This is a genomic window from Staphylococcus sp. 8AQ, assembly GCF_902506595.1.
In the GTDB taxonomy this organism is placed as follows: Bacteria; Bacillota; Bacilli; order Staphylococcales; family Staphylococcaceae; genus Staphylococcus; species Staphylococcus pasteuri.
This window is the reverse complement of sequence record NZ_LR733871.1, coordinates 1,631,124-1,650,678: the sequence shown is the minus strand read 5'-3', so window position 1 is coordinate 1,650,678 and position 19,555 is coordinate 1,631,124. Positions and strand designations below refer to the sequence as shown.

The 19,555-nt window shown below is 31.2% G+C and carries 25 protein-coding genes; 18 read left to right on the top strand and 7 right to left on the bottom strand.

What is annotated here, in order from left to right:
• Positions 1–6: 6 nt before the first annotated feature.
• The gene (locus GVY01_RS08275; protein WP_017638559.1) at positions 7–309 is read right to left on the bottom strand and encodes an urease subunit gamma; all 303 of its coding nucleotides are present in this window, start codon (positions 307–309) and stop codon (positions 7–9) included.
• A gap of 264 nt (positions 310–573) precedes the next feature.
• Here GVY01_RS08275 and yut point away from each other — a divergent pair, with 264 nt between their 5' ends.
• On the top strand, positions 574–1,485 hold the full coding sequence (gene yut, locus GVY01_RS08270; RefSeq protein ID WP_017638558.1) for an urea transporter: 912 nt from the start codon (positions 574–576) through the stop codon (positions 1,483–1,485).
• Between the two features lie 50 nt (positions 1,486–1,535).
• Here yut and GVY01_RS08265 read toward each other — a convergent pair whose 3' ends face one another.
• From GVY01_RS08265 to GVY01_RS08250, 4 genes are read right to left on the bottom strand one after another with little or no spacing between them, the layout of a single operon-like run.
• Entirely contained in the window at positions 1,536–2,225 is a 690-nt protein-coding gene (locus GVY01_RS08265; protein WP_159333710.1) for an amino acid ABC transporter permease, read from the bottom strand.
• A gap of 11 nt (positions 2,226–2,236) precedes the next feature.
• On the bottom strand, positions 2,237–2,920 hold the full coding sequence (locus GVY01_RS08260) for an amino acid ABC transporter permease (protein WP_017638556.1): 684 nt from the start codon (positions 2,918–2,920) through the stop codon (positions 2,237–2,239).
• Position 2,921: 1 nt separating this feature from the next.
• Positions 2,922–3,749 (bottom strand): amino acid ABC transporter substrate-binding protein, encoded by an 828-nt coding sequence (locus tag GVY01_RS08255; RefSeq protein ID WP_236549866.1) that lies wholly within the window; start codon positions 3,747–3,749, stop codon positions 2,922–2,924.
• A 26-nt stretch (positions 3,750–3,775) separates the two neighbouring features.
• A complete protein-coding gene (locus GVY01_RS08250) occupies positions 3,776–4,525 on the bottom strand; it encodes an amino acid ABC transporter ATP-binding protein (RefSeq protein WP_017638554.1) in 750 nt (249 codons plus the stop codon).
• A 155-nt stretch (positions 4,526–4,680) separates the two neighbouring features.
• Here GVY01_RS08250 and GVY01_RS08245 point away from each other — a divergent pair, with 155 nt between their 5' ends.
• The 5 genes from GVY01_RS08245 (at position 4,681) to GVY01_RS08225 (ending at position 9,405) form a co-directional block, all read left to right on the top strand.
• Positions 4,681–5,826 carry an acyl-CoA dehydrogenase family protein gene (locus tag GVY01_RS08245; RefSeq protein ID WP_017638553.1) on the top strand — a complete coding sequence of 382 codons (1,146 nt, stop codon included), beginning with the start codon at positions 4,681–4,683 and terminating at the stop codon, positions 5,824–5,826.
• A gap of 129 nt (positions 5,827–5,955) precedes the next feature.
• The gene (locus tag GVY01_RS08240) at positions 5,956–6,864 is read left to right on the top strand and encodes an ABC transporter substrate-binding protein (RefSeq protein WP_017638552.1); all 909 of its coding nucleotides are present in this window, start codon (positions 5,956–5,958) and stop codon (positions 6,862–6,864) included.
• A 156-nt stretch (positions 6,865–7,020) separates the two neighbouring features.
• Positions 7,021–7,959, top strand: coding sequence for a nucleoside hydrolase (locus GVY01_RS08235; RefSeq protein WP_017638551.1), 939 nt, complete (start codon positions 7,021–7,023; stop codon positions 7,957–7,959).
• A 68-nt stretch (positions 7,960–8,027) separates the two neighbouring features.
• Entirely contained in the window at positions 8,028–8,576 is a 549-nt protein-coding gene (locus GVY01_RS08230; protein WP_017638550.1) for a biotin transporter BioY, read from the top strand.
• A gap of 73 nt (positions 8,577–8,649) precedes the next feature.
• Positions 8,650–9,405: a GNAT family N-acetyltransferase gene (locus GVY01_RS08225; RefSeq protein ID WP_017638549.1), complete on the top strand. Its 756-nt coding sequence runs from the start codon at positions 8,650–8,652 to the stop codon at positions 9,403–9,405.
• Positions 9,406–9,430: 25 nt separating this feature from the next.
• On the opposite strand, the gene fdhD is transcribed toward GVY01_RS08225, so the two are convergent.
• Positions 9,431–10,234 carry a formate dehydrogenase accessory sulfurtransferase FdhD gene (gene fdhD / locus GVY01_RS08220; protein ID WP_017638548.1) on the bottom strand — a complete coding sequence of 268 codons (804 nt, stop codon included), beginning with the start codon at positions 10,232–10,234 and terminating at the stop codon, positions 9,431–9,433.
• Positions 10,235–10,421: 187 nt separating this feature from the next.
• Here fdhD and modA point away from each other — a divergent pair, with 187 nt between their 5' ends.
• The 5 genes from modA (at position 10,422) to GVY01_RS08195 (ending at position 14,213) form a co-directional block, all read left to right on the top strand.
• Complete coding sequence (modA, locus tag GVY01_RS08215) at positions 10,422–11,207, top strand: molybdate ABC transporter substrate-binding protein (protein ID WP_017638547.1); 786 nt, start codon at positions 10,422–10,424, stop codon at positions 11,205–11,207.
• A gap of 12 nt (positions 11,208–11,219) precedes the next feature.
• Positions 11,220–11,891: a molybdate ABC transporter permease subunit gene (gene modB, locus GVY01_RS08210; RefSeq protein ID WP_017638546.1), complete on the top strand. Its 672-nt coding sequence runs from the start codon at positions 11,220–11,222 to the stop codon at positions 11,889–11,891.
• Positions 11,892–12,497, top strand: a complete 606-nt coding sequence (locus GVY01_RS08205) for an ATP-binding cassette domain-containing protein (RefSeq protein WP_159333707.1) — start codon at positions 11,892–11,894, stop codon at positions 12,495–12,497.
• Between the two features lie 187 nt (positions 12,498–12,684).
• A complete protein-coding gene (locus GVY01_RS08200) occupies positions 12,685–13,689 on the top strand; it encodes a ThiF family adenylyltransferase (RefSeq protein ID WP_159333789.1) in 1,005 nt (334 codons plus the stop codon).
• 20 nt (positions 13,690–13,709) lie between these two features.
• Complete coding sequence (locus tag GVY01_RS08195) at positions 13,710–14,213, top strand: MogA/MoaB family molybdenum cofactor biosynthesis protein (protein ID WP_017638543.1); 504 nt, start codon at positions 13,710–13,712, stop codon at positions 14,211–14,213.
• A gap of 68 nt (positions 14,214–14,281) precedes the next feature.
• Here the strand turns inward: GVY01_RS08195 and moaC are convergent, their stop codons facing one another.
• On the bottom strand, positions 14,282–14,770 hold the full coding sequence (gene moaC / locus GVY01_RS08190; RefSeq protein ID WP_017638542.1) for a cyclic pyranopterin monophosphate synthase MoaC: 489 nt from the start codon (positions 14,768–14,770) through the stop codon (positions 14,282–14,284).
• A gap of 58 nt (positions 14,771–14,828) precedes the next feature.
• On the opposite strand from moaC, the gene GVY01_RS08185 reads away from it, so the two are divergent.
• From GVY01_RS08185 to GVY01_RS08155, 7 genes are all read left to right on the top strand, one after another.
• Positions 14,829–16,088 (top strand): molybdopterin molybdotransferase MoeA, encoded by a 1,260-nt coding sequence (locus GVY01_RS08185; protein ID WP_017638541.1) that lies wholly within the window; start codon positions 14,829–14,831, stop codon positions 16,086–16,088.
• On the top strand, positions 16,085–16,555 hold the full coding sequence (gene mobB, locus GVY01_RS08180) for a molybdopterin-guanine dinucleotide biosynthesis protein B (RefSeq protein ID WP_017638540.1): 471 nt from the start codon (positions 16,085–16,087) through the stop codon (positions 16,553–16,555). Before GVY01_RS08185 ends, mobB begins: the two co-directional genes overlap by 4 nt.
• Positions 16,556–16,560: 5 nt before the next feature.
• On the top strand, positions 16,561–17,007 hold the full coding sequence (locus tag GVY01_RS08175; RefSeq protein ID WP_017638539.1) for a molybdenum cofactor biosynthesis protein MoaE: 447 nt from the start codon (positions 16,561–16,563) through the stop codon (positions 17,005–17,007).
• Between the two features lies 1 nt (position 17,008).
• Entirely contained in the window at positions 17,009–17,242 is a 234-nt protein-coding gene (gene moaD / locus GVY01_RS08170; protein WP_017638538.1) for a molybdopterin converting factor subunit 1, read from the top strand.
• Positions 17,243–17,246: 4 nt separating this feature from the next.
• A complete protein-coding gene (gene mobA, locus GVY01_RS08165) occupies positions 17,247–17,852 on the top strand; it encodes a molybdenum cofactor guanylyltransferase MobA (protein ID WP_017638537.1) in 606 nt (201 codons plus the stop codon).
• A gap of 12 nt (positions 17,853–17,864) precedes the next feature.
• A complete protein-coding gene (gene moaA, locus GVY01_RS08160; protein ID WP_017638536.1) occupies positions 17,865–18,887 on the top strand; it encodes a GTP 3',8-cyclase MoaA in 1,023 nt (340 codons plus the stop codon).
• Positions 18,888–19,169: 282 nt separating this feature from the next.
• Complete coding sequence (locus GVY01_RS08155) at positions 19,170–19,520, top strand: SarA family transcriptional regulator (RefSeq protein WP_017638535.1); 351 nt, start codon at positions 19,170–19,172, stop codon at positions 19,518–19,520.
• Positions 19,521–19,555: the final 35 nt, after the last annotated feature.

Genomic DNA, 19,555 nt, shown 5'->3' with positions numbered 1-19,555 from the left:
TCCTCCTTAGACAATTGGATGATGGACAGTGATTAATTTAGTTCCATCTGGGAATGTTGCTTCAATTTCAATTTCAGTAATCATACTTGCAACCCCATCCATAACATCTTCTTCATTTAAAATTGTTTTACCATAACTCATCAATTCAGCTACAGTTTTACCGTCACGAGCACCTTCTAATAATTCATCGCTAATTAATGCAAGTGCTTCTGGATGATTTAATTTAAGTCCTCGCGCTTTTCTGCGACGAGCAACTTCTGCAGCTACAACTATCATTAGTTTATCTTGTTCACGTTGTGTAAAGTGCAAAATAATCCCTTCTTTCCCGAAATAAAGTTCGCAATAAACTTGCAAATTTTATATTAGGACGATTTTTAATTTTAAACAAGTATAACGATTCCATAAATTTAAAAATTTAATTAAAATGGGCAAAACTTTTAATGATTACAGCGCGTTTACTAATATTATTTGAATTTTTTAATTAGTAAAACATTTTCATTCTTTATATCAAATTAATACACATTAATATTAAATTGTTGTATCATATTCATTGTCGAATTGGGGGAAAAGTTCATGAAATCCATTCAAATCATTTTGAAAAACATTTCACAAGTTTTATTAATTAATAATCATTACACAGGGCTTTTTATATTAATTGCATTATTTGTTGGTAATTGGAAAGTCGGTATAAGTGCATTAATTGGAAGTATCATTGCATACATACTTGCGCCATATATTAACTATTCTCAAGAAGAAATAGATAATGGATTAGCAGGTTTTAATCCTGTATTAACTGCAATAGCTTTGACATTATTTTTAAATGAAAACTGGGCAGGTATTCTAATTACATTGATGGCAACAATATTAACATTACCTGTTGGATCAGCAATAAGAGAATGGTTAAAGCCATACGGAATAGCAATGCTTACAGCACCCTTTGTCATTGTGACGTGGTTTGCAGTTTCTATATCTGAACAAGTAAAAGCTGTGAAAACACCATTAAATTTATTACCAAACACCATTAAACCAGTGACAAGTAATTCTGGTCATCATTTAAATTTACTACATTCCATTTTAGATGGGTTTAGTGAAGTATTTTTAATACCTAGTGTATGGGCTGGATTATTAATACTTATTGGTATTTTAATTGGCTCAAGAAAAGCGTTTGTTTTTGCAATTGTAGGAAGTATTATTGGTTATTTAATTGTTGGTTTATTAGGTGGTAACACTGATAACATCAACCAAGGACTATTTGGATATAATTTAATTTTAACTGCAATAGCTTTAGGCTCAACATTTAAAACGTCAATTAATACATATCTTTCTGCCTTTTTAGGGTTATTACTAGCAGTACTATTAAATCTAGGTTTGAACACAATGCTTGAACCTCTTGGGTTACCTTCATTAACAATGCCATTTATATTAGCAACATGGATTATGTTATTTGCAGGCCGTCAAAATAGAGATATAGGAAGTAGAAATTAATTAAAAATTATGGGACTCACCATTAAAGTAGTGAGTCCCATAATTTTTTATTAAGATGTTAAATAGTGTGTTGTGCGATGTTCAATTTTATGGAACACATACTCAATAACAATTTCCAATGCCCAGTAAAATATCGCTGCTACTGTATATACTGGTACAAATTGATAACCTTCATTAGCAATTTCAGTACTTATCGCCATAATTTCTGTTACTTGTACAGCAAAAGCAAGTGATGTTCCTTTTAATAACATAATAAATTGATTTTCAATATTAGGTAATGCATAGCCAAACGCTTGAGGGAAAACAATGCGTCTATAAACATTCCATTTAGATAAACCTACAGTTTGAGCAGCTTCAATTTGTTTAGGATCAATAGAAAGTAAACCACCTTTAATAGATTCTGATAAATAGGCCGTCGCATGCAATGCAAAGGTGATTGCAGCAATCATCAATGGATGTGCCATATCTGGATTAAGTGAAGTATGAAAAATTGAGTTGAACCATAGAATAAGTGCTGGCAAACCATAATAGAAAATGAATAATTGAACTATGAGCGGTGTACTTCTGAAAAATGAATTATAAACGATTACTAATTGAGATAGTACAGGTATTCGTTGCAATCGAATAATCGCAAATACTGTACCTATAATAATACCAATCAACATAGCTATAAGTGTAATTGCAATTGTATTTGGTACACCCTTTAAAACTTCAATGAAGGTATGTAAAATGAATGACATTTGATTGCCTCCTATGCTTGATATGGTTTTTCTGAAACTTTATTAATTAATGTAAACACACCTTGAACAATCAAAGCGAGCATCCAATATATAATAGAAATAACAATATATACTTCTAACATTCCTAAACCATAATTATTGCCAATAATAAGTTGAACTTGTCCCATCATGTCTATAATTCCAATAGTAAATGCTAACGATGTATCTTTAATTAATTCTATAATCTGAGTCGTTAAATTAGGAATACTGTTACGTAAAGCTTGTGGAACGATAATATTTTTTAGTATTCTCGGATAGCTTAAACCTACTGATAATCCAGCTTCAATCTGACTATATTCAACAGATAAATAACCAGCTCGAAAGACTTCTGATAAATAAGCAGCACTATGAAGACTAAAAGCTAATATTATGAAAAATAATCTGTCAAAGTGATTAATGTTTATATGAAATATTAATAAAAATTGAGGTAATGCAAAATATACTAAAAACAATTGAAGTAGAAGTGGGGTACTTCTCATAAATGATTGGTATATTCTGGCGCAAGGCGCCAATATAGGCGTTTGCTTAATACGAATCATTGTTAATAATAGTCCTAATATAATGGCAAAGATTAAAGCACTTATAATCATTACTAGAGTAATAGGAAGTTGTTGTAATACTTGATTAAATAAATCTAACCATTGTGTGGCAGACATATTATTGCACCTCCAATTGATTCTTATGCTTATTGATATTTTCTAAATCATCAAACACATCAATATCAAAATATTTTTTAGATAATTTTTGAAGTTTACCTTCTTTTTTTAATTCTTGAGTAGCTTGATCAATATCATCATGTAATTGTTGATTATCTTTGTTATAAACGATGTGAAGCGGTTCTTTTTTAATAATGCCACCAATTTTAACATCTTCATTTACTTTTTCTTGAATCGCTTTATATGTATTCCAATTTAAAAACATTGCATCACGTCGATGATTACCAACCATTTTTAAATTATCTCCATTAGAAGGTGCTTGAATCGTATCTATATTGATAGGTTCTTTATGTGACTTGTTATATTGTTTTAATATAGAAAATAAACCACCACTTGGTGCCATTGGAGTTAATCTCTTATTAGTTAAATCGCTAAGCTGATGTATATCATGATTATTTTTATTAACTGCAAGCATAGGTAATGCATAACTGTAAGGAACATCTTGATATAAAAATTGTTTTTCGCGTTCGGGTGTTTTAAAGAACCAATTAATTCCCATATCAAATTTTTTAGAACCTATACCTACTAGGTTAGATTCTTCTTCACCAACTTCATATTTAAAATGATATTGTGGTAATTTCTTCTCTAATAATTTCATATAATCCATATCAAGTCCTACAAATTCATTCTTTTTATTAGTATATAAATATGGAGGATTTACTTCTGCCGATAACGCTACTTTGATTTCTTTTGGATGAGCTTTAGTAGCACGTTGTGATTGATCATTTGAGCATGCAGATAAAGCTATAGTAGATATAAATACGCTCATTAATACTAACCAGGGGAAGAATCGTTTCAATTTACATCTACCTCCGTTCTAATACGTTGTATAAAACGTTGGATACGGTCATTATCTTGATTATATAAAACATCACTTGGTGAACCATGTACGACTAGTTCTCCGTTATCAATAAATAAAATTTGATCAGCAATAGCTTCAGCAAAGCTAATTTCGTGAGTTACTATAACCATTGTCATTCCTTGTTGTGCAATACGTTGTATAAGATTTAATACACTTTGGATTGATTCAGGGTCTAATGCAGATGTAGGTTCATCTAATAATAGTACTTTAGGATTTAATGCAAGTGCACGTACTATACCAACACGTTGACTTTGACCTCCTGATAGTTGGATAGGGTACTTATCTTTATGTTCTAATAAATTCACCATATTTAAGTGATCTTCAGCAATATGTATCGCTTCTCTTTTTCCTTTACCTTGCCCATAAATTAAGCCCTCAGTAATATTCTCTAATACGGTTTTGTTTTTAAATAAATTATAATTTTGAAAAACCATTGCTGATTGTTGTCGAAGATGATAAATATCTTTTTTAGTATGTTGTTCAGCATTAAATTGATAATCATCAATCGTTATCGAACCTTTAGAAGGAGTTGCGAGTGCGTTGAGAGTACGAAGTAAAGTTGTTTTTCCTGAACCACTAGGTCCAATAATAGCTGTCACGGTTCCCTGTTCTTGTGAAAAATTAATATCTTTTAAAACCTGATTTGAATGATAAAAATGAGATAAATGTTCTACTTGTATCAAGGTATCAGCCTCCCAAATATATTAAAGTAAATTTATCACATTAATTCTTATCGGTAAAGTAGGAATTGTGAAATATCAGTCCTTTTATTTAATAATGTTGAGTGTTAAACTAAGGATAATTAACAAGCTATTAATACTATGATGAGGTGAAAATAATGACACAGTCATTCTTGGTGCAATCAGAGATACAACATAAATGGATAAAAAAGTTTAAAACAATAGAAGAGCAGTTTAAATCGTATGCGGAGCAAAATGATATTGCCTCACGCTTTCCATTTGAAAATATAGAGTGGTTAATTAATGAAGGATATACTTTATTAACATTACCAAAAGCATACGGCGGTGAAGGCGCTACGATTGAAGATATGGTTATTTTGCAAACTTATTTAGCAGAAATAGATGGCGCAACTGCCTTATCAATAGGTTGGCATTTAAGTGTAGTGGGTCAATTATTTGAACAACAATTGTGGGAACCTGAATTATTAGAAGAATTTGCCGAAGCAGTGAAAAAAGGCGCACTCGTTAATCGTGCAGTAAGTGAAGCTGAAACTGGTAGCCCTACACGCGGAGGACGTCCGGCAACTCATGCAGTAAGAGAAAAAGACGGCTATATTTTAAATGGTGTCAAAACATTTACTTCAATGAGTAAGGCATTAACACACTTTATTGTAGGAGCATATGTAGAAGAATTAGATCAAGTAGGATTCTTTTTAGTTCCAAGAAATGTTGAAGGCGTGGACATCGCCGATAATTGGAACATGATTGGTATGCGTGCTACTGAAAGTCATGATTTAGTGTTAAATAATGTAAAAATTCCTCATAAATATTTTGTTGAACAGAAACGTAAACCTGGAGCAAATGGTTGGATTTTGCATATTCCTAGTGTCTATTTAGGAATCGCACAAGCAGCTAGAAATTACGCAGTAGATTTCACTAAAACGTATAGTCCGAATAGTATAGAAGGAACTATTGCAGAATTACCTACAGTTCAACAAAATTTAGGTAAAATGGAATCTCTATTATTATCGGCAAGACATTTTTTATGGAGTACTGCCCACGGTTATCAATTATATGAGAAAGACACAGAAATTTGGAATGAGACTTCTGCAAGTAAAGTACTTGTATTAAATCAAGGATTGGAAGTTGTAGATTTAGCAATGAGAATTGTAGGAGCAAAAAGTCTTGAGATGGAAAGACCATTACAAAGATATTATCGAGATATGCGCGCAGGTCTTCATAATCCTCCGATGGAAGATATGGCATATACTAATATTGCAAAAAGCATTACAGGATTAATATAGTAATAAGTTACTTTATTGAAATAAATTTATTAAAATTTAAAAAAACTGGTGAAATTGCTTATTGTAAAAATATATGTAAAGTTGTATAATTTTAATGAAATTGATAATCGTTTTCAATGGGAGGAAAAAATGAAGAAATTATTATTACCTTTAATAGCACTAGTGTTAGTTTTAGCTGCATGTGGTAACAACTCAGACGATAGTTCAAAGAGTTCTGAGAAGAAATCTTACAAAACGGATGATGGGAAAACAATAAAAGTTCCTAAGGATCCAAAAAGAATTGCTGTTGTAGCTCCATCATATGCTGGTGGCGTGAAAAAATTAGGTGGAAATGTAGTAGCAGTAAGTAATCAAGTCGATCAAAGTGATATTTTGAAAGACAAATTTAAAGGTGTAACTAAAGTTGGAGACGATGATGTCGAAAAAGTTGCAAAAGAAAAACCAGATTTAATTATTGTCTTAGATCAAAATAAAAACATTAAAAAATATAAAAAAATCGCAGCAACTGTACCATTTAACTATGCGAAACATAGTTACTTAGAACAACAAGAAGAACTAGGTAAATTACTAGGTAAAGAAGATGCAGTTAAAAAATGGGAAAAAGAATGGAAAGATCAAACTTCTAAAGACGGCAAAGAGATTAAAGATAAAATTGGTAAAGATAAAACTGTAACTATCTTTGATGAATTTGATAAAAAATTATACACTTACGGCGACCATTGGGGCCGTGGCGGAGAAATTTTATATCAAGCATTCGGTCTTAAAATGCCAAAATCAGTTGATGATTTAACTAAAAAAGCTGGATTTGCTGAAGTTAAACAAGAAAAAGTTGATCAATACGCTGGCGATTACATTGTATCTACAAGTGAAGGTAAAGCAACACCTGCATATGAAAAAACAAATATGTGGAAAAACTTACCTGCAGTTAAAAATGGTAATGTGATTAAAGTTAAAGCAGAAACATACTGGTATAATGATCCATATAGCTTAGACTTCATGCGTAAAGATTTGAAGAAAAAATTAATGGATACTAAATAAAAAGATAATAAAAAAACGATATCAATAACTTAGAAGTTGAGACGCAAATTGTGTCTCAACTTCTTTTATGTAGTAGTAAATTATGAATTTTGTTTGTGATTTCGATATAATTACATATAAATTGAAAGAAATAAAATAATAAAAAGGAGAAAAACAATGAAAAAAGTTTATTTTAATCATGATGGTGGCGTTGATGATCTTATATCTTTATTCTTACTTTTACAAATGGAAGAAATAGAACTTGTAGGTGTAAGCACGATTGGAGCAGATTGCTATTTAGAACCATCTTTAAGTGCGTCTATCAAGATTATCAATCGCTTTTCCAATCAAAAACTTGATGTTGCACCATCATTTGAAAGAGGGAAAAATCCATTTCCTAAGGATTGGAGAATGCATGCATTTTTCATGGACGCGTTACCAATTTTAAATGAAAAAGTTACTTTAACAAATTCAAAAGAAAATCATCTTGAGGCTTATGAAGATATCATTAACATTCTTCAAAATACTGAAGAAAAAATTACATTGTTATTTACTGGTCCTTTAACTGACTTAGCTAAAGCATTAAAAATACAACCAACTATAGTGAACAAAGTAGATAAATTAGTTTGGATGGGAGGAACATTTTTAGAAAAGGGTAATGTTGAAGAACCAGAGCATGACGGCACGGCAGAATGGAATGCGTTTTGGGATCCAGAAGCGGTGAAAACAGTATTTGATAGTGATATCAAGATAGATATGGTAGCTTTAGAAAGCACCAATCAAGTTCCTTTAACTTTAGAAGTGAGACAACGTTGGGCAGATGAACGTCATTATACAGGTATTGATTTCTTAGGTGTTAGTTATGCAGCTGTACCACCATTAACACATTTTATAACAAATTCGACTTACTTTTTATGGGATGTGTTAACAACAGCTTATGTAGGTAATCCTAAATTAACTAAATCAGTTAAATTGAATGTAGATGTTATAGCACATGGTCCAAGTCAAGGTAGAACATTTAAATGTAATGATGGCCGAGAGGTTAATGTGATTAATTATGTAGAGCGAAATAATTTCTTTAATTATATAAGTGATTTAGCAAAACGTGTCAACTAATGTAAACTTTTTATTCCATTAAGTTTACATTAATGGTATAATCATTCTCATGTAAGGAGGATGAAATGATGAGTACAAAAGAATTAGTATTTACAGCTTTGATGGCAGCCATCATTTGTATTTTAGGTTTGGTACCACCAGTACCTTTACCAATTATGCCAGTACCAATTGTATTGCAAAATATAGGGATATTTTTAGCAGGAATAATGTTAGGAAGAAAGTTAGGAACTTTAAGTGTTGTTGTATTTTTACTGTTAGCTGCAGTAGGACTACCAGTGTTATCAGGTGGTAGAGGGGGTATCGGCGTTTTCGCAGGTCCTTCAGCAGGATTTTTATTCTTATATCCAGTTGTAGCTTTCTTTATCGGATGGATAAGAGACAAATATTTACATAAAGTAAACTTTATAACGCTATTAGTTGCTACTATTATCATTGGTGTGCTTGGATTAGATATACTAGGTACCATTATAATGGGATTCATTATAAATATACCTATTTCTAAATCCTTCGTATTATCATTAACTTTTATGCCTGGGGATATAGTTAAAGCAATTATTGCAAGCTTAATAGGAGCGACTTTACTTAATCACTCTCGATTCAAACAGTTGATAAAATAAAATCAGTGTAAGACAATGTTTCATATATAGAATCATAACAATTCTAATTATCTGCTGAGATGGGGTAATATTTATGAAGCATTTGACGATGTCTGATATATATTTGGAAGGTAATATTTTTTTAGAAGATTCAATGAAGACCGTTTATTTAACACCATCAGATGCACTTCAATTTGCCAACAATACTTGGTTATATCATCAGTGCCCATCACAAGTTCAATGGTTGAAAGATATTGAAACCCAAAAGGAAATGCATGTTGCACAAGGTTCCAATCACTTATCTTTTTACTTTCCTGAGAACGATCAACTTAATGAACAGTGGTTTGAACTGTTTAAGGAATTAGGATTTGAACTTGGTGTATTAGAATTCTATATCATTGAAGCAAATGACTTAGCCCAATTAAGTAGAAATCAAGATGTAAGATTAATCAAAGTAAATCGTACTAACTTAAATGATTATCTTGATATTTTCTATCAATTTTCATTACCATATGGCAAAAAATATGCTAAAAAAAATGTTGAAAAGATTAGACAAAACTTTGATAACATGAAAGCAACGCCTATGATTGGATATTTAGAAAATAAGCCAGTAGGTATTGTCGATGTGATAGAAAATAAAAACTCTGTAGAAATAGATGGATTTGGCGTACTTGAAAATTACCAAAGAAATGGTATCGGTCGTACAATGCAATCGTATATAGGGGAATTAGCAGGGCAACGCCCAGTTATTTTAGTTGCAGATGGTGAAGATACAGTTAAAGATATGTATTTGAAACAGGGTTATGTATATAGAAGTTTTAGATATCAAATATTAAAAGAAAATATATAAAAAGAGCTGCTGTTGATTTCAAACACTAATTGAAATCACCAGCAGCTTTTATACGTTCTGGATGGCTATATATATTAAAGTTACCGTCTCTAATAAATCCAACAGCAGTAATGTTTAAATCATCTGCTAATTGTACAGCTAATGTCGTTGGTGCTGATTTAGATAAAATAACGCCTACGCCAATTTTGGCAGCTTTAATTAAAATTTCCGAGGAAATACGACCACTAAATATTAAAATTTTATTTCTTACAGGAATATTATTTTGTATACAAAATCCAAATAATTTATCTAGCGCGTTATGACGACCAATATCTTGACGATGTTCAAAGAAGTTATCACCATCGCTAATAGCCGCATTGTGCAATCCGCCTGTCTGCTTAAATATTGTACTGGCAGTTTGTAAGCGAGTCATCATATTTAAAACTTGCTGAGGAGTAATAGTGATATTAGATAAGGATGTTTTAGCAGTAGCAGCATCGTTATGAAAATAAAATTCACGACTTTTACCACAACATGATGCAATCATTCGTTTACTAGAGTATTCGAATCGATCATTTAGCGATTTTGTTAGTTCAACATGGGCAAACCCTCTACTATCATCTATTTGTAATGATTTTAGTTCTGCTTTTTTTAATAATGCACCTTCTGATGCTAAGAAACCCAATACTAATTCTTCCATATTAGTAGGACTACAAATAACAGTTGCAAACTCTTCACCATTGACCATGATAGTTAATGGGAATTCTGTTACATAAGTATCTACAGTATCCTTTAATTCACCATTTTCAAATCTAATAATGTGCTGATTGGATGAAACATCTTTATTCATTTTGTAACTCCTTTATATCACTATAAATTCTATATTAGTGCGTTTTTCACAAAATATAAATAAATTTGCTTTGATAGTTATTTCAATTTAAAAAATTAAAGTATATAATCTACATATAGATATTAACTTCAAATAAAATATAAATCTATTAAATTCGAAGTGTAATGTACTTTAAGGAGGAATTTTTGTGAAGATTAAAAGTTTATTTGTGATTTTGTTAATGGGACTTTTGGTTCTAGCCGGATGTTCGAATTCATCATCAGATAATGGAAAGAAAAGTGAAAAATCTGACAGTAAAGATAAGAAACAAGAATTACAAATTTCAGCAGCAGCAAGTTTAACAGATGTTAGTAAAGAATTGAAAAAAGAATTTGAAAAAGATCATAAAGATGCTAAAGTTGATTTCAACTATGGTGGTTCAGGTGCTTTAAGACAACAAGTTGAATCAGGTGCACCAGTAGACGTTATTATGTCAGCTAACACAAAAGATGTTGATATCTTAAAAGATAAAAAGAAAGCGCATGATACATATAATTATGCCAAAAATAAATTAGTACTTATAGGCGACAAAGATAAAAATTATAAATCTGTTAAAGATTTAAAAGATAATGAAAAATTAGCTTTAGGTCAAATCAAAACAGTACCTGCAGGTAAATATGGTAAACAATACTTACAAGAAAATAATTTGTGGGATGCAACAAAAGACAAAGTAGTTTACGCAAAAGACGTTAAACAAGTATTAAACTATGTACAAAAAGGTAACGCACAACAAGGATTTGTTTATAAAACAGATTTATATAAAAATAAAAAGAAAATTGATTCAGTAAAAGAAATTAAAGAAGTAAAATTATCAAAACCAATTACTTATGAAGCAGGAGCGACTTCTGATAAAAAATTAGCTAAAGAATGGATGGAATTCTTAAAATCAGACAAAGCTAAACAAATCATCAAAGATTATCAGTTCTCAGCATAGGGGTTGTTTTTAATGCCTGACTTAACTGCATTTTGGCTATCGATTCGAGTAGCAACTTTGAGTACATTGATTGTAATGGTACTTGGAATTATTGTATCAAGATGGTTATATCATCGTAAGAAACGATGGGTTAAAATCATTGAAAGTTTTATATTATTACCTATTGTTCTTCCGCCCACTGTAATGGGATTCATATTATTAATTATATTTTCACCACGAGGTATTGTAGGAAAATTCTTCAGTAATATATTGCATTTACCAGTAGTATTTACATTGACTGGAGCTGTTATTGCATCTGTTATTGTTAGTTTTCCACTGATGTATCAACATACAATTCAAGGTTTTAATAGCATTGATAAACGTATGTTGGATACTGCTAGAACAATGGGAGCAAGTGAAGGAAAGATTTTCTATAGAATAGTATTACCTTTATCTAAGCGTTATATATTATCAGGAATTATGATGAGTTTCGCTAGAGCTATCGGTGAATTCGGAGCAACTTTAATGGTTGCCGGCTATATTCCTAATAAAACCAATACGTTACCACTAGAAATTTATTTCTTAGTTGTTGAAGGAAAAGAAAATCAAGCTTGGTTGTGGGTGTTAGTTCTAGTAGCATTCTCTATTGTTGTTATTATGACAATCAATTTATTAAATTATGATAAGTTTAGGGAGCGTGATTAAATGTTGAATATTGATATTACACATCAAATTAATCAACGTCCAATTCATATTCACATTGAAGATCAGGTTCCCAAAATATATTCAATCCAAGGACCGTCTGGAATAGGCAAAACGACTATATTAAATATGATAGCCGGTTTAAAAAAACCAGATGATGGAATGATTCAAATTAATGATCGTGTACTAACCGAAACTGAAAAGCATATTGATATAAAAATTCAACAAAGACAAATTGGTTATTTATTTCAAGATTATCAATTGTTTCCACATCTCACTGTGAAACAGAATATTACATTTATGACATCTTCATCAGAACATATAGATAATTTATTAGAAACTTTAAATATAAAACATTTAATGAATCATTATCCAATCACCTTATCAGGTGGGGAAGCACAACGTGTTGCTTTAGCAAGAGCTTTAAGTATAAAACCAGATTTAATACTACTCGATGAACCATTTTCTAGTTTAGACGATCAGACTAAACGTGAAAGCATAGCATTAGTTCGAAAGATTTTTAATGAGTGGCAAATTCCTATTATATTTGTTACACATTCGAATGAAGAAGCCAAAGAACTTGCAGACGAAATGATTATGATTTCTTAAATATAATAAGTTATCAATTATTAATCAAAATTAATGAGAGTCAATTTTAATAAGTTCCTATCAGAGTAAACATTGAAAAATGAGAACTTTGATGGGAACTTTTTATGTTGAGGTTTTGTCACTTTGAGATACAAGATTTATAATGGAGATAACATACTTCAAGGGAGATTCAAAAATGAATCAGGAAATGAATCAAGATAGATATTCAAGACAGATGTTATATAAACATATAGGTGTCGAAGGTCAACGTAGTATTAGTCAAAAACATGTGATGATTGTTGGGATGGGTGCATTAGGCACACATGTTTCAGAAGGTTTAGTAAGAGCCGGCATACAACAACTTACGATTGTTGACAGAGATTATATTGAGTATAGTAATTTACAACGGCAAACTTTATTTACTGAGCAAGACGCACTTGATATGCTCCCTAAAGTCATTGCTGCCAAGAAACATCTAGAATCAATTCGACATGATGTGACAATCAATGAATTTGTCTCACACGTAGATGCTTACTTTTTAGATAAACATACATCTGGAATTGATTTAATCATTGATGCAACTGATAATTTTGATACAAGACAGCTTATTAATGATTTTGCTTATCAAAATTCAATTCCATGGATTTATGGGGGAGTTGTACAAAGTACTTATGCTCAAACTACCTTTGTTCCAGGAAATACACCATGTTTTAATTGCTTATTACCACATTTACCTTCAATTAATTTAACTTGCGATACTGTAGGTGTGATACAACCGGCTGTAACAATGACAACTAGTTTTCAAATCACTGATGCATTGAAAATACTCACGCATCAAGCTACCGATATTAAATTAAAATATGGTGATGTGTGGGAAGGATATCATCATGCCATTGGTTTTAAAAATATGCAAAATGACTCATGTTCTACCTGCGGACAATCACCTACTTATCCTTATTTGAATAATAGTCAACGTCAGTATGCAACATTATGTGGCAGAGATACAGTGCAATATATTAATAAAGATATTACCCAGGAAATGCTTATATCATTTTTAAATTCTCACCATATTCAATTTAAACAAAATCCATATATGATTGTATTTTCATTTAAAGGTTATAGAATCGTAGCATTTAATGGAGGTCGATTATTAATACATGGATTAACTAGTCCTAACGAAGCTACTAAACTCATCAATCAATTATTTGGGTAAACATTTAAGGAGGAGAAATCATGCATCAACATATTAAACTAGATAGAGACATTGAAGTGGCAATTTTAACTGTATCGGACACAAGAGATTATAATACTGATAAAGGTGGACAACTTATTCAAACATTATTAGAAAATGAAAATGTTAATGTGAAAGATGACTATTATAAGATTGTAAAAGACAATCAGCAAGATATTCATGAACAACTTTCCACATGGTTAAAACAGAATGATATAGATGTCATTATAACGACTGGTGGGACAGGTATAGCACAAAGAGATGTGACAATTGAGGTTGTACGTCCTTTATTAGATAAAGAAATTGAAGGATTTGGGGAAATGTTTCGTTATTTAAGTTATACAGAAGATGTAGGCACGAGAGCTATTTTATCTAGAGCAATTGCAGGTACACATCAGGATAAACTGTTATTTTCACTTCCAGGATCAACTGGTGCAGTTAAATTAGCTATGGATAAACTTATTAAGCCAGAATTAAATCATCTAGTTCATGAATTAACAAAATAATATAAAAGAGGACTGAAGTCAAAGTTTCATTGCTTCAATCCCATTTAAGTATACAGTTATTTTATTTATTATTCTGGACGCTTGTAATCGCCTGATTTACCACCAGATTTAGCAGCTAAATAAGTTTGACCTATTGTCATTCCTTTATCAACTGCTTTCGTCATATCATATATTGTTAAAGCTGTTACCGATGCAGCAGTTAGTGCTTCCATTTCTACACCTGTTTTTCCGGTTGTTGATACAGTTGCTTTTATATGCAATTCGTATTGGTTAGATTGATAAGTATCCCATTCAAAAGCGACGTCTATACCAGTTAATGGAAGCGGATGACACATTGGTATTATTGTAGAAGTATTTTTAGCTGCCATGATGCCAGCAATTTGTGCAGTATTTAATACGTTACCTTTAGCATTAGTATTTTGAACAATTTGTTGATAAATAGTTTCGTTCACTATAATGCTGGAATAAGCGATTGCTGTTCGTTTTGTAATTTCTTTATTTGAAACATCAACCATTTTCGCATTACCCTGTTGGTTAATGTGTGTAAAATCTGACATATTAACCCTCCTTATCGATACAAGTATATCACGAAATAAATATTTTGGAGATGATCATATGACATTTGAAAAAAGAAGTCCAATTCCCGTTAAAGAAGCAATTCAACGTGTTGTAAAACAAGATATAAATTCTAGCAAAATTTCAGTTCCTTTAAATCAAAGTACTGGCCATATTTTAGCAAGTGACATTGTAGCTACTTATGATATACCAAGATTTAATAAATCACCATACGATGGATTTGCGATTAGAAGTCAAGACTCTATAGGAGCAAGTGGTGAAAATCGTGTACATTTTAAAGTGATTGATCATATTGGCGCTGGCTCCGTGTCTGATAAAAAAGTTGGTGAACATGAAGCGGTAAGAATTATGACAGGTGCACAATTACCTGAAGGAACAGATGCAGTTGTCATGTTTGAACAAACTGTACAACAAGAAGATACGTTTTCAATTAGAAAGACATTTGAACAACATGAAAATGTTTCATTGAAAGGTGAAGAAACACAGACTGGAGACCTTGTTTTGAAAGCAGGACAACAAATCAATCCAGGAGCTATAGCTGTATTAGCAACATATGGTTATACAGATATTGAAGTATGGAAGAAACCAAGTATAGCTGTTATTGCGACAGGTAGTGAGTTATTAGAAGTGGAAGATGAGCTTCAACCTGGTAAAATTAGAAACTCAAACGGTCCGATGATTAAAGCATTAGCTGAACAATTTGGATTAAAAGTAGGTACTTATCAAATTCAGCAAGATGATTTACAAAGTAGTATTGAAGTCGTCAAAAAAGCGATGGATGAACATGATATTGTTATTACTACAGGTGGCGTATCTGTTGGAGATTTTGACTACTTACCTGAAATTTATCAAGCCCTGAATGCAGAAGTATTATTTAATAAAGTTGCAATGAGACCAGGAAGTGTGACAACTGTTGCAGTTGCTAATAATAAATATTTATTTGGTTTGTCCGGTAATCCTTCAGCATGTTTCACAGGATTTGAATTGTTTGTAAAACCAGCAATTAATCAAATGATGAACGCTAATGCAGTTTATCCTCAAATTGTTAAAGCTACATTAATGGAAGATTTTACTAAAGCTAATCCATTTACTAGATTTATACGTGCTAAAGCTACATTTACATCTGCTGGCGCTACAGTTGTTCCATCTGGATTTAATAAATCAGGTGCAGTAGTCGCTATTGCTCATTCAAATTCAATGATTATGTTGCCAGGAGGAACACGAGGGTTTAAAAAAGGACACCTAGTAGACGTTATACTTACAGAATCATCTGCTTATGAAGAGGAATTGAATATATGATTCTTCAAATAGTCGGATTTAAAAATTCTGGAAAAACAACACTTATGATGCATGCAATTAATAAATTAAAATCTCTAGAGTTAAAAGTTGCGACAATAAAACATCATGGGCATACTGGTTCGGATATTGAGTTACAAGGACAACATGTGGATCATATGAAACACTTTGAATCAGGAGCGGACCAAAGCATTATACAAGGGCATGAATATAGACAAACTGTAACTAGAATTAATGAACAAAGCCTTTCAAAGATTATTAAAGACTCTGTTACAATTGATTATGACATCATTTTAGTTGAAGGTTTTAAGGATGAAAAATATGAAAAAATCATAGTTTATAACAGTGAATCACAATTGCAAAAGCTAAATCATTTAAACAATGTATGTTATAAGATAAAATTAAATGAACCTAATGCTTATCAATTATTTGATGAATGGTTAATAAATAAAGTGACACATAAGGATTGAGTGCAATGAAACAATTTGAAATCGTTAAAGAACCAATTCAAATAGAGCCATATCGTGCATTTACACTAAACGAACATCAAGGTGCAATGGTGACGTTCACTGGACATGTTCGTGAATGGACTAAAGGAGTAAAAACTGAGTATTTAGAATATGAAGCTTATATTCCAATGGCTGAAAAGAAAATGGCTCAAATAGGTCAAGAAATAGAACAAAAATGGCCAGGTACTATAACAACTATAGTACACAGAATTGGTCCTCTTGAGATATCAGATATAGCTGTCTTAATTGTGGTATCATCTCCTCATCGTAAAAATGCATATCGTGCGAATGAATATGCCATAGAACGAATTAAAGAAATAGTACCAATATGGAAAAAAGAGATATGGGAAGATGGTGCTGAATGGCAAGGCCATCAAAAAGGCGACTATGATGAAGCTAATGGGAGGAAATAAATTGGAAGTACTTTACTTTGCAGAATTAAAAGATATAGCTAATAAACAGTCAGAAACAATAGATGTTTCAGATCCTTTAACTGTAGAAGCGTTTAAAGTGATGATTGTTGAACATTATCCAGAAATGGCACATAAGCAATTTCAAATTGCAGTTAATGAAGAATTCGTTAAATTAACTGATAAGATTGAACCTGGTGATACTGTAGCACTCATTCCACCAGTGAGTGGAGGATAAATAAATGAAAGCAATTATACTCGCTGGAGGCCAATCAAGTCGTTTTGGGCGTCCTAAAGCATTTGCTTCAGTTGACGGACAAATGTTTTATCAGCGAATAGTGAATGTACTTAAATCAACAAATATGTTTAATGACATTATTATTAGTACGAATAGTCAACTTAAAAATGAATTTAAATATCAAAATATAGTTGTAGATAAAGACAATTATAAAGGAAAAGGACCGCTAGCAGGCATAATGTCAGTGATGGAACAATACCCGGATGAAGAATTATTTTTCGTAGTATCAGTTGATACACCGATGATAAACGAAAAAGCCATAAATCAACTATATCAATTTATGATGTCTCATCTTATTGAAGATCAAATAGATATAGCAACGGTTAAGTCAAATGGATATATGATTCCGACGATTGGCTTTTATAGTCCTAAGACGAAAAATGTTATTGAAGAAATATTGAGTTCTGATGATTATAGTTTTAAGCAATTATATGAAGAAATGAATGTAGATTGGATTAATGTAGAAGACATCGATGCACCGTCATATTGGTATTATAATATTAACTCTCAACAAGATTTGGACACTTTAAAACAACAGTTAGATCAATAAGGAGGGTCCATTATGGTGGAGCAAATTAAAGATAAACTTGGTCGACCGATAAGAGACTTAAGATTATCAGTCACAGATAGATGTAATTTCAGATGTGATTATTGCATGCCAAAAGAAATATTTGGCGATGATTTTGTCTTTTTACCTAAAGATGAATTATTGTCTTTTGATGAAATGGTCAGAATTGCTAGATTGTATGCTCAATTAGGGGTTAAAAAGATAAGAATAACAGGTGGAGAACCATTATTAAGAAGAAATCTTTATCAACTCATTGAGCAACTGAATCAAATAGAAGGCATTGAAGATATAGGTATGACTACTAATGGATTACTTTTAAAAAAACATGGTCAAAATTTATATAATGCAGGCCTTAGACGTATTAATGTGAGTTTAGATGCTATTGACGATGAAGTCTTTCAAGCAATTAATAATAGAAATATTAAAGCTTCTACAATATTAGAACAGATTGATTATGCGATTTCGATTGGTTTACAAGTTAAAGTGAATGTCGTTATTCAAAAAGGCGTGAATGATGATCAAATCATACCTATGATTGAATATTTTAAAGATAAAGCTATTGAAATAAGATTTATTGAATTTATGGATGTCGGTAATGACAATGGCTGGGACTTTAGCAAAGTAGTGAGTAAAGATGAAATGTTAAATATGGTTGAACAACATTTTGAAGTTGAGCCTGTAGAACCTAAATATTTTGGGGAAGTAGCTAAATACTATCGTCACAAAGATAATCAAGTGAAGTTTGGACTTATAACTAGTGTATCTCAATCATTTTGTTCAACATGTACGAGAGCCCGTTTATCCTCAGATGGTAAATTTTACGGATGTTTATTTGCGGATGTAGAAGGATTTGATGTTAAGAACTTTATGCGCTCTGGTGCAACAGACGAGGAATTATTAGAGCAATTTAAAGCACTTTGGCACATTAGAGATGATCGATATTCAGATGAACGAACAGAACAAACAGTAAAAAATAGAAAACGTAATAAGATTAATATGAACTATATTGGTGGATAGTATTAAATTTTAATTTAAATAAGTGGAAAAATAGAGTCATATTTATACAATCATAAAATCTTTTATAGATTATATGTGTCTCGTAATTTCAATACAATAACTTTTATATACTTTTCACTATTAAACATGTACTTTAAAATGTTGAATTTCTAAACAAAATTTAGACTTAAATTTAATATTTGTAATAGATAAAATGCTTACTATGTTATATAATAAAGTTAAGCAATTTAATTGTACAATACAAACATAACATCTAAGAATCAACATAGGAGGCATTTTAATATGAATAATAAAGTACAAGGGTTTATTGCATCTGAAAGAGAACTAAGTCAACTTAAGCACTGGTTAAAAACATCTTATCGCACTTCAATTGAAGAATTTGTCGTTTTATACAAAGTCTTTGAAGGTGAGAAGATTAGTGGTAAAGAATTAAGAGATACGTTACATTTTGAAATGTTATGGGACACAAGTAAAATTGATGTGATTATCCGTAAGATTTATAAAAAAGAACTTATTTCAAAATTACGTTCAGAAACAGATGAGCGACAAGTTTACTACTTCTTTAACGCAAAGCAAAAGAAATTAATGGATAAAATGATAAACGAAATCGAAGCAATTAGTATTGCAAACTAAATATAAAAAATAAAAGCTAGAGACATCATCTTTAA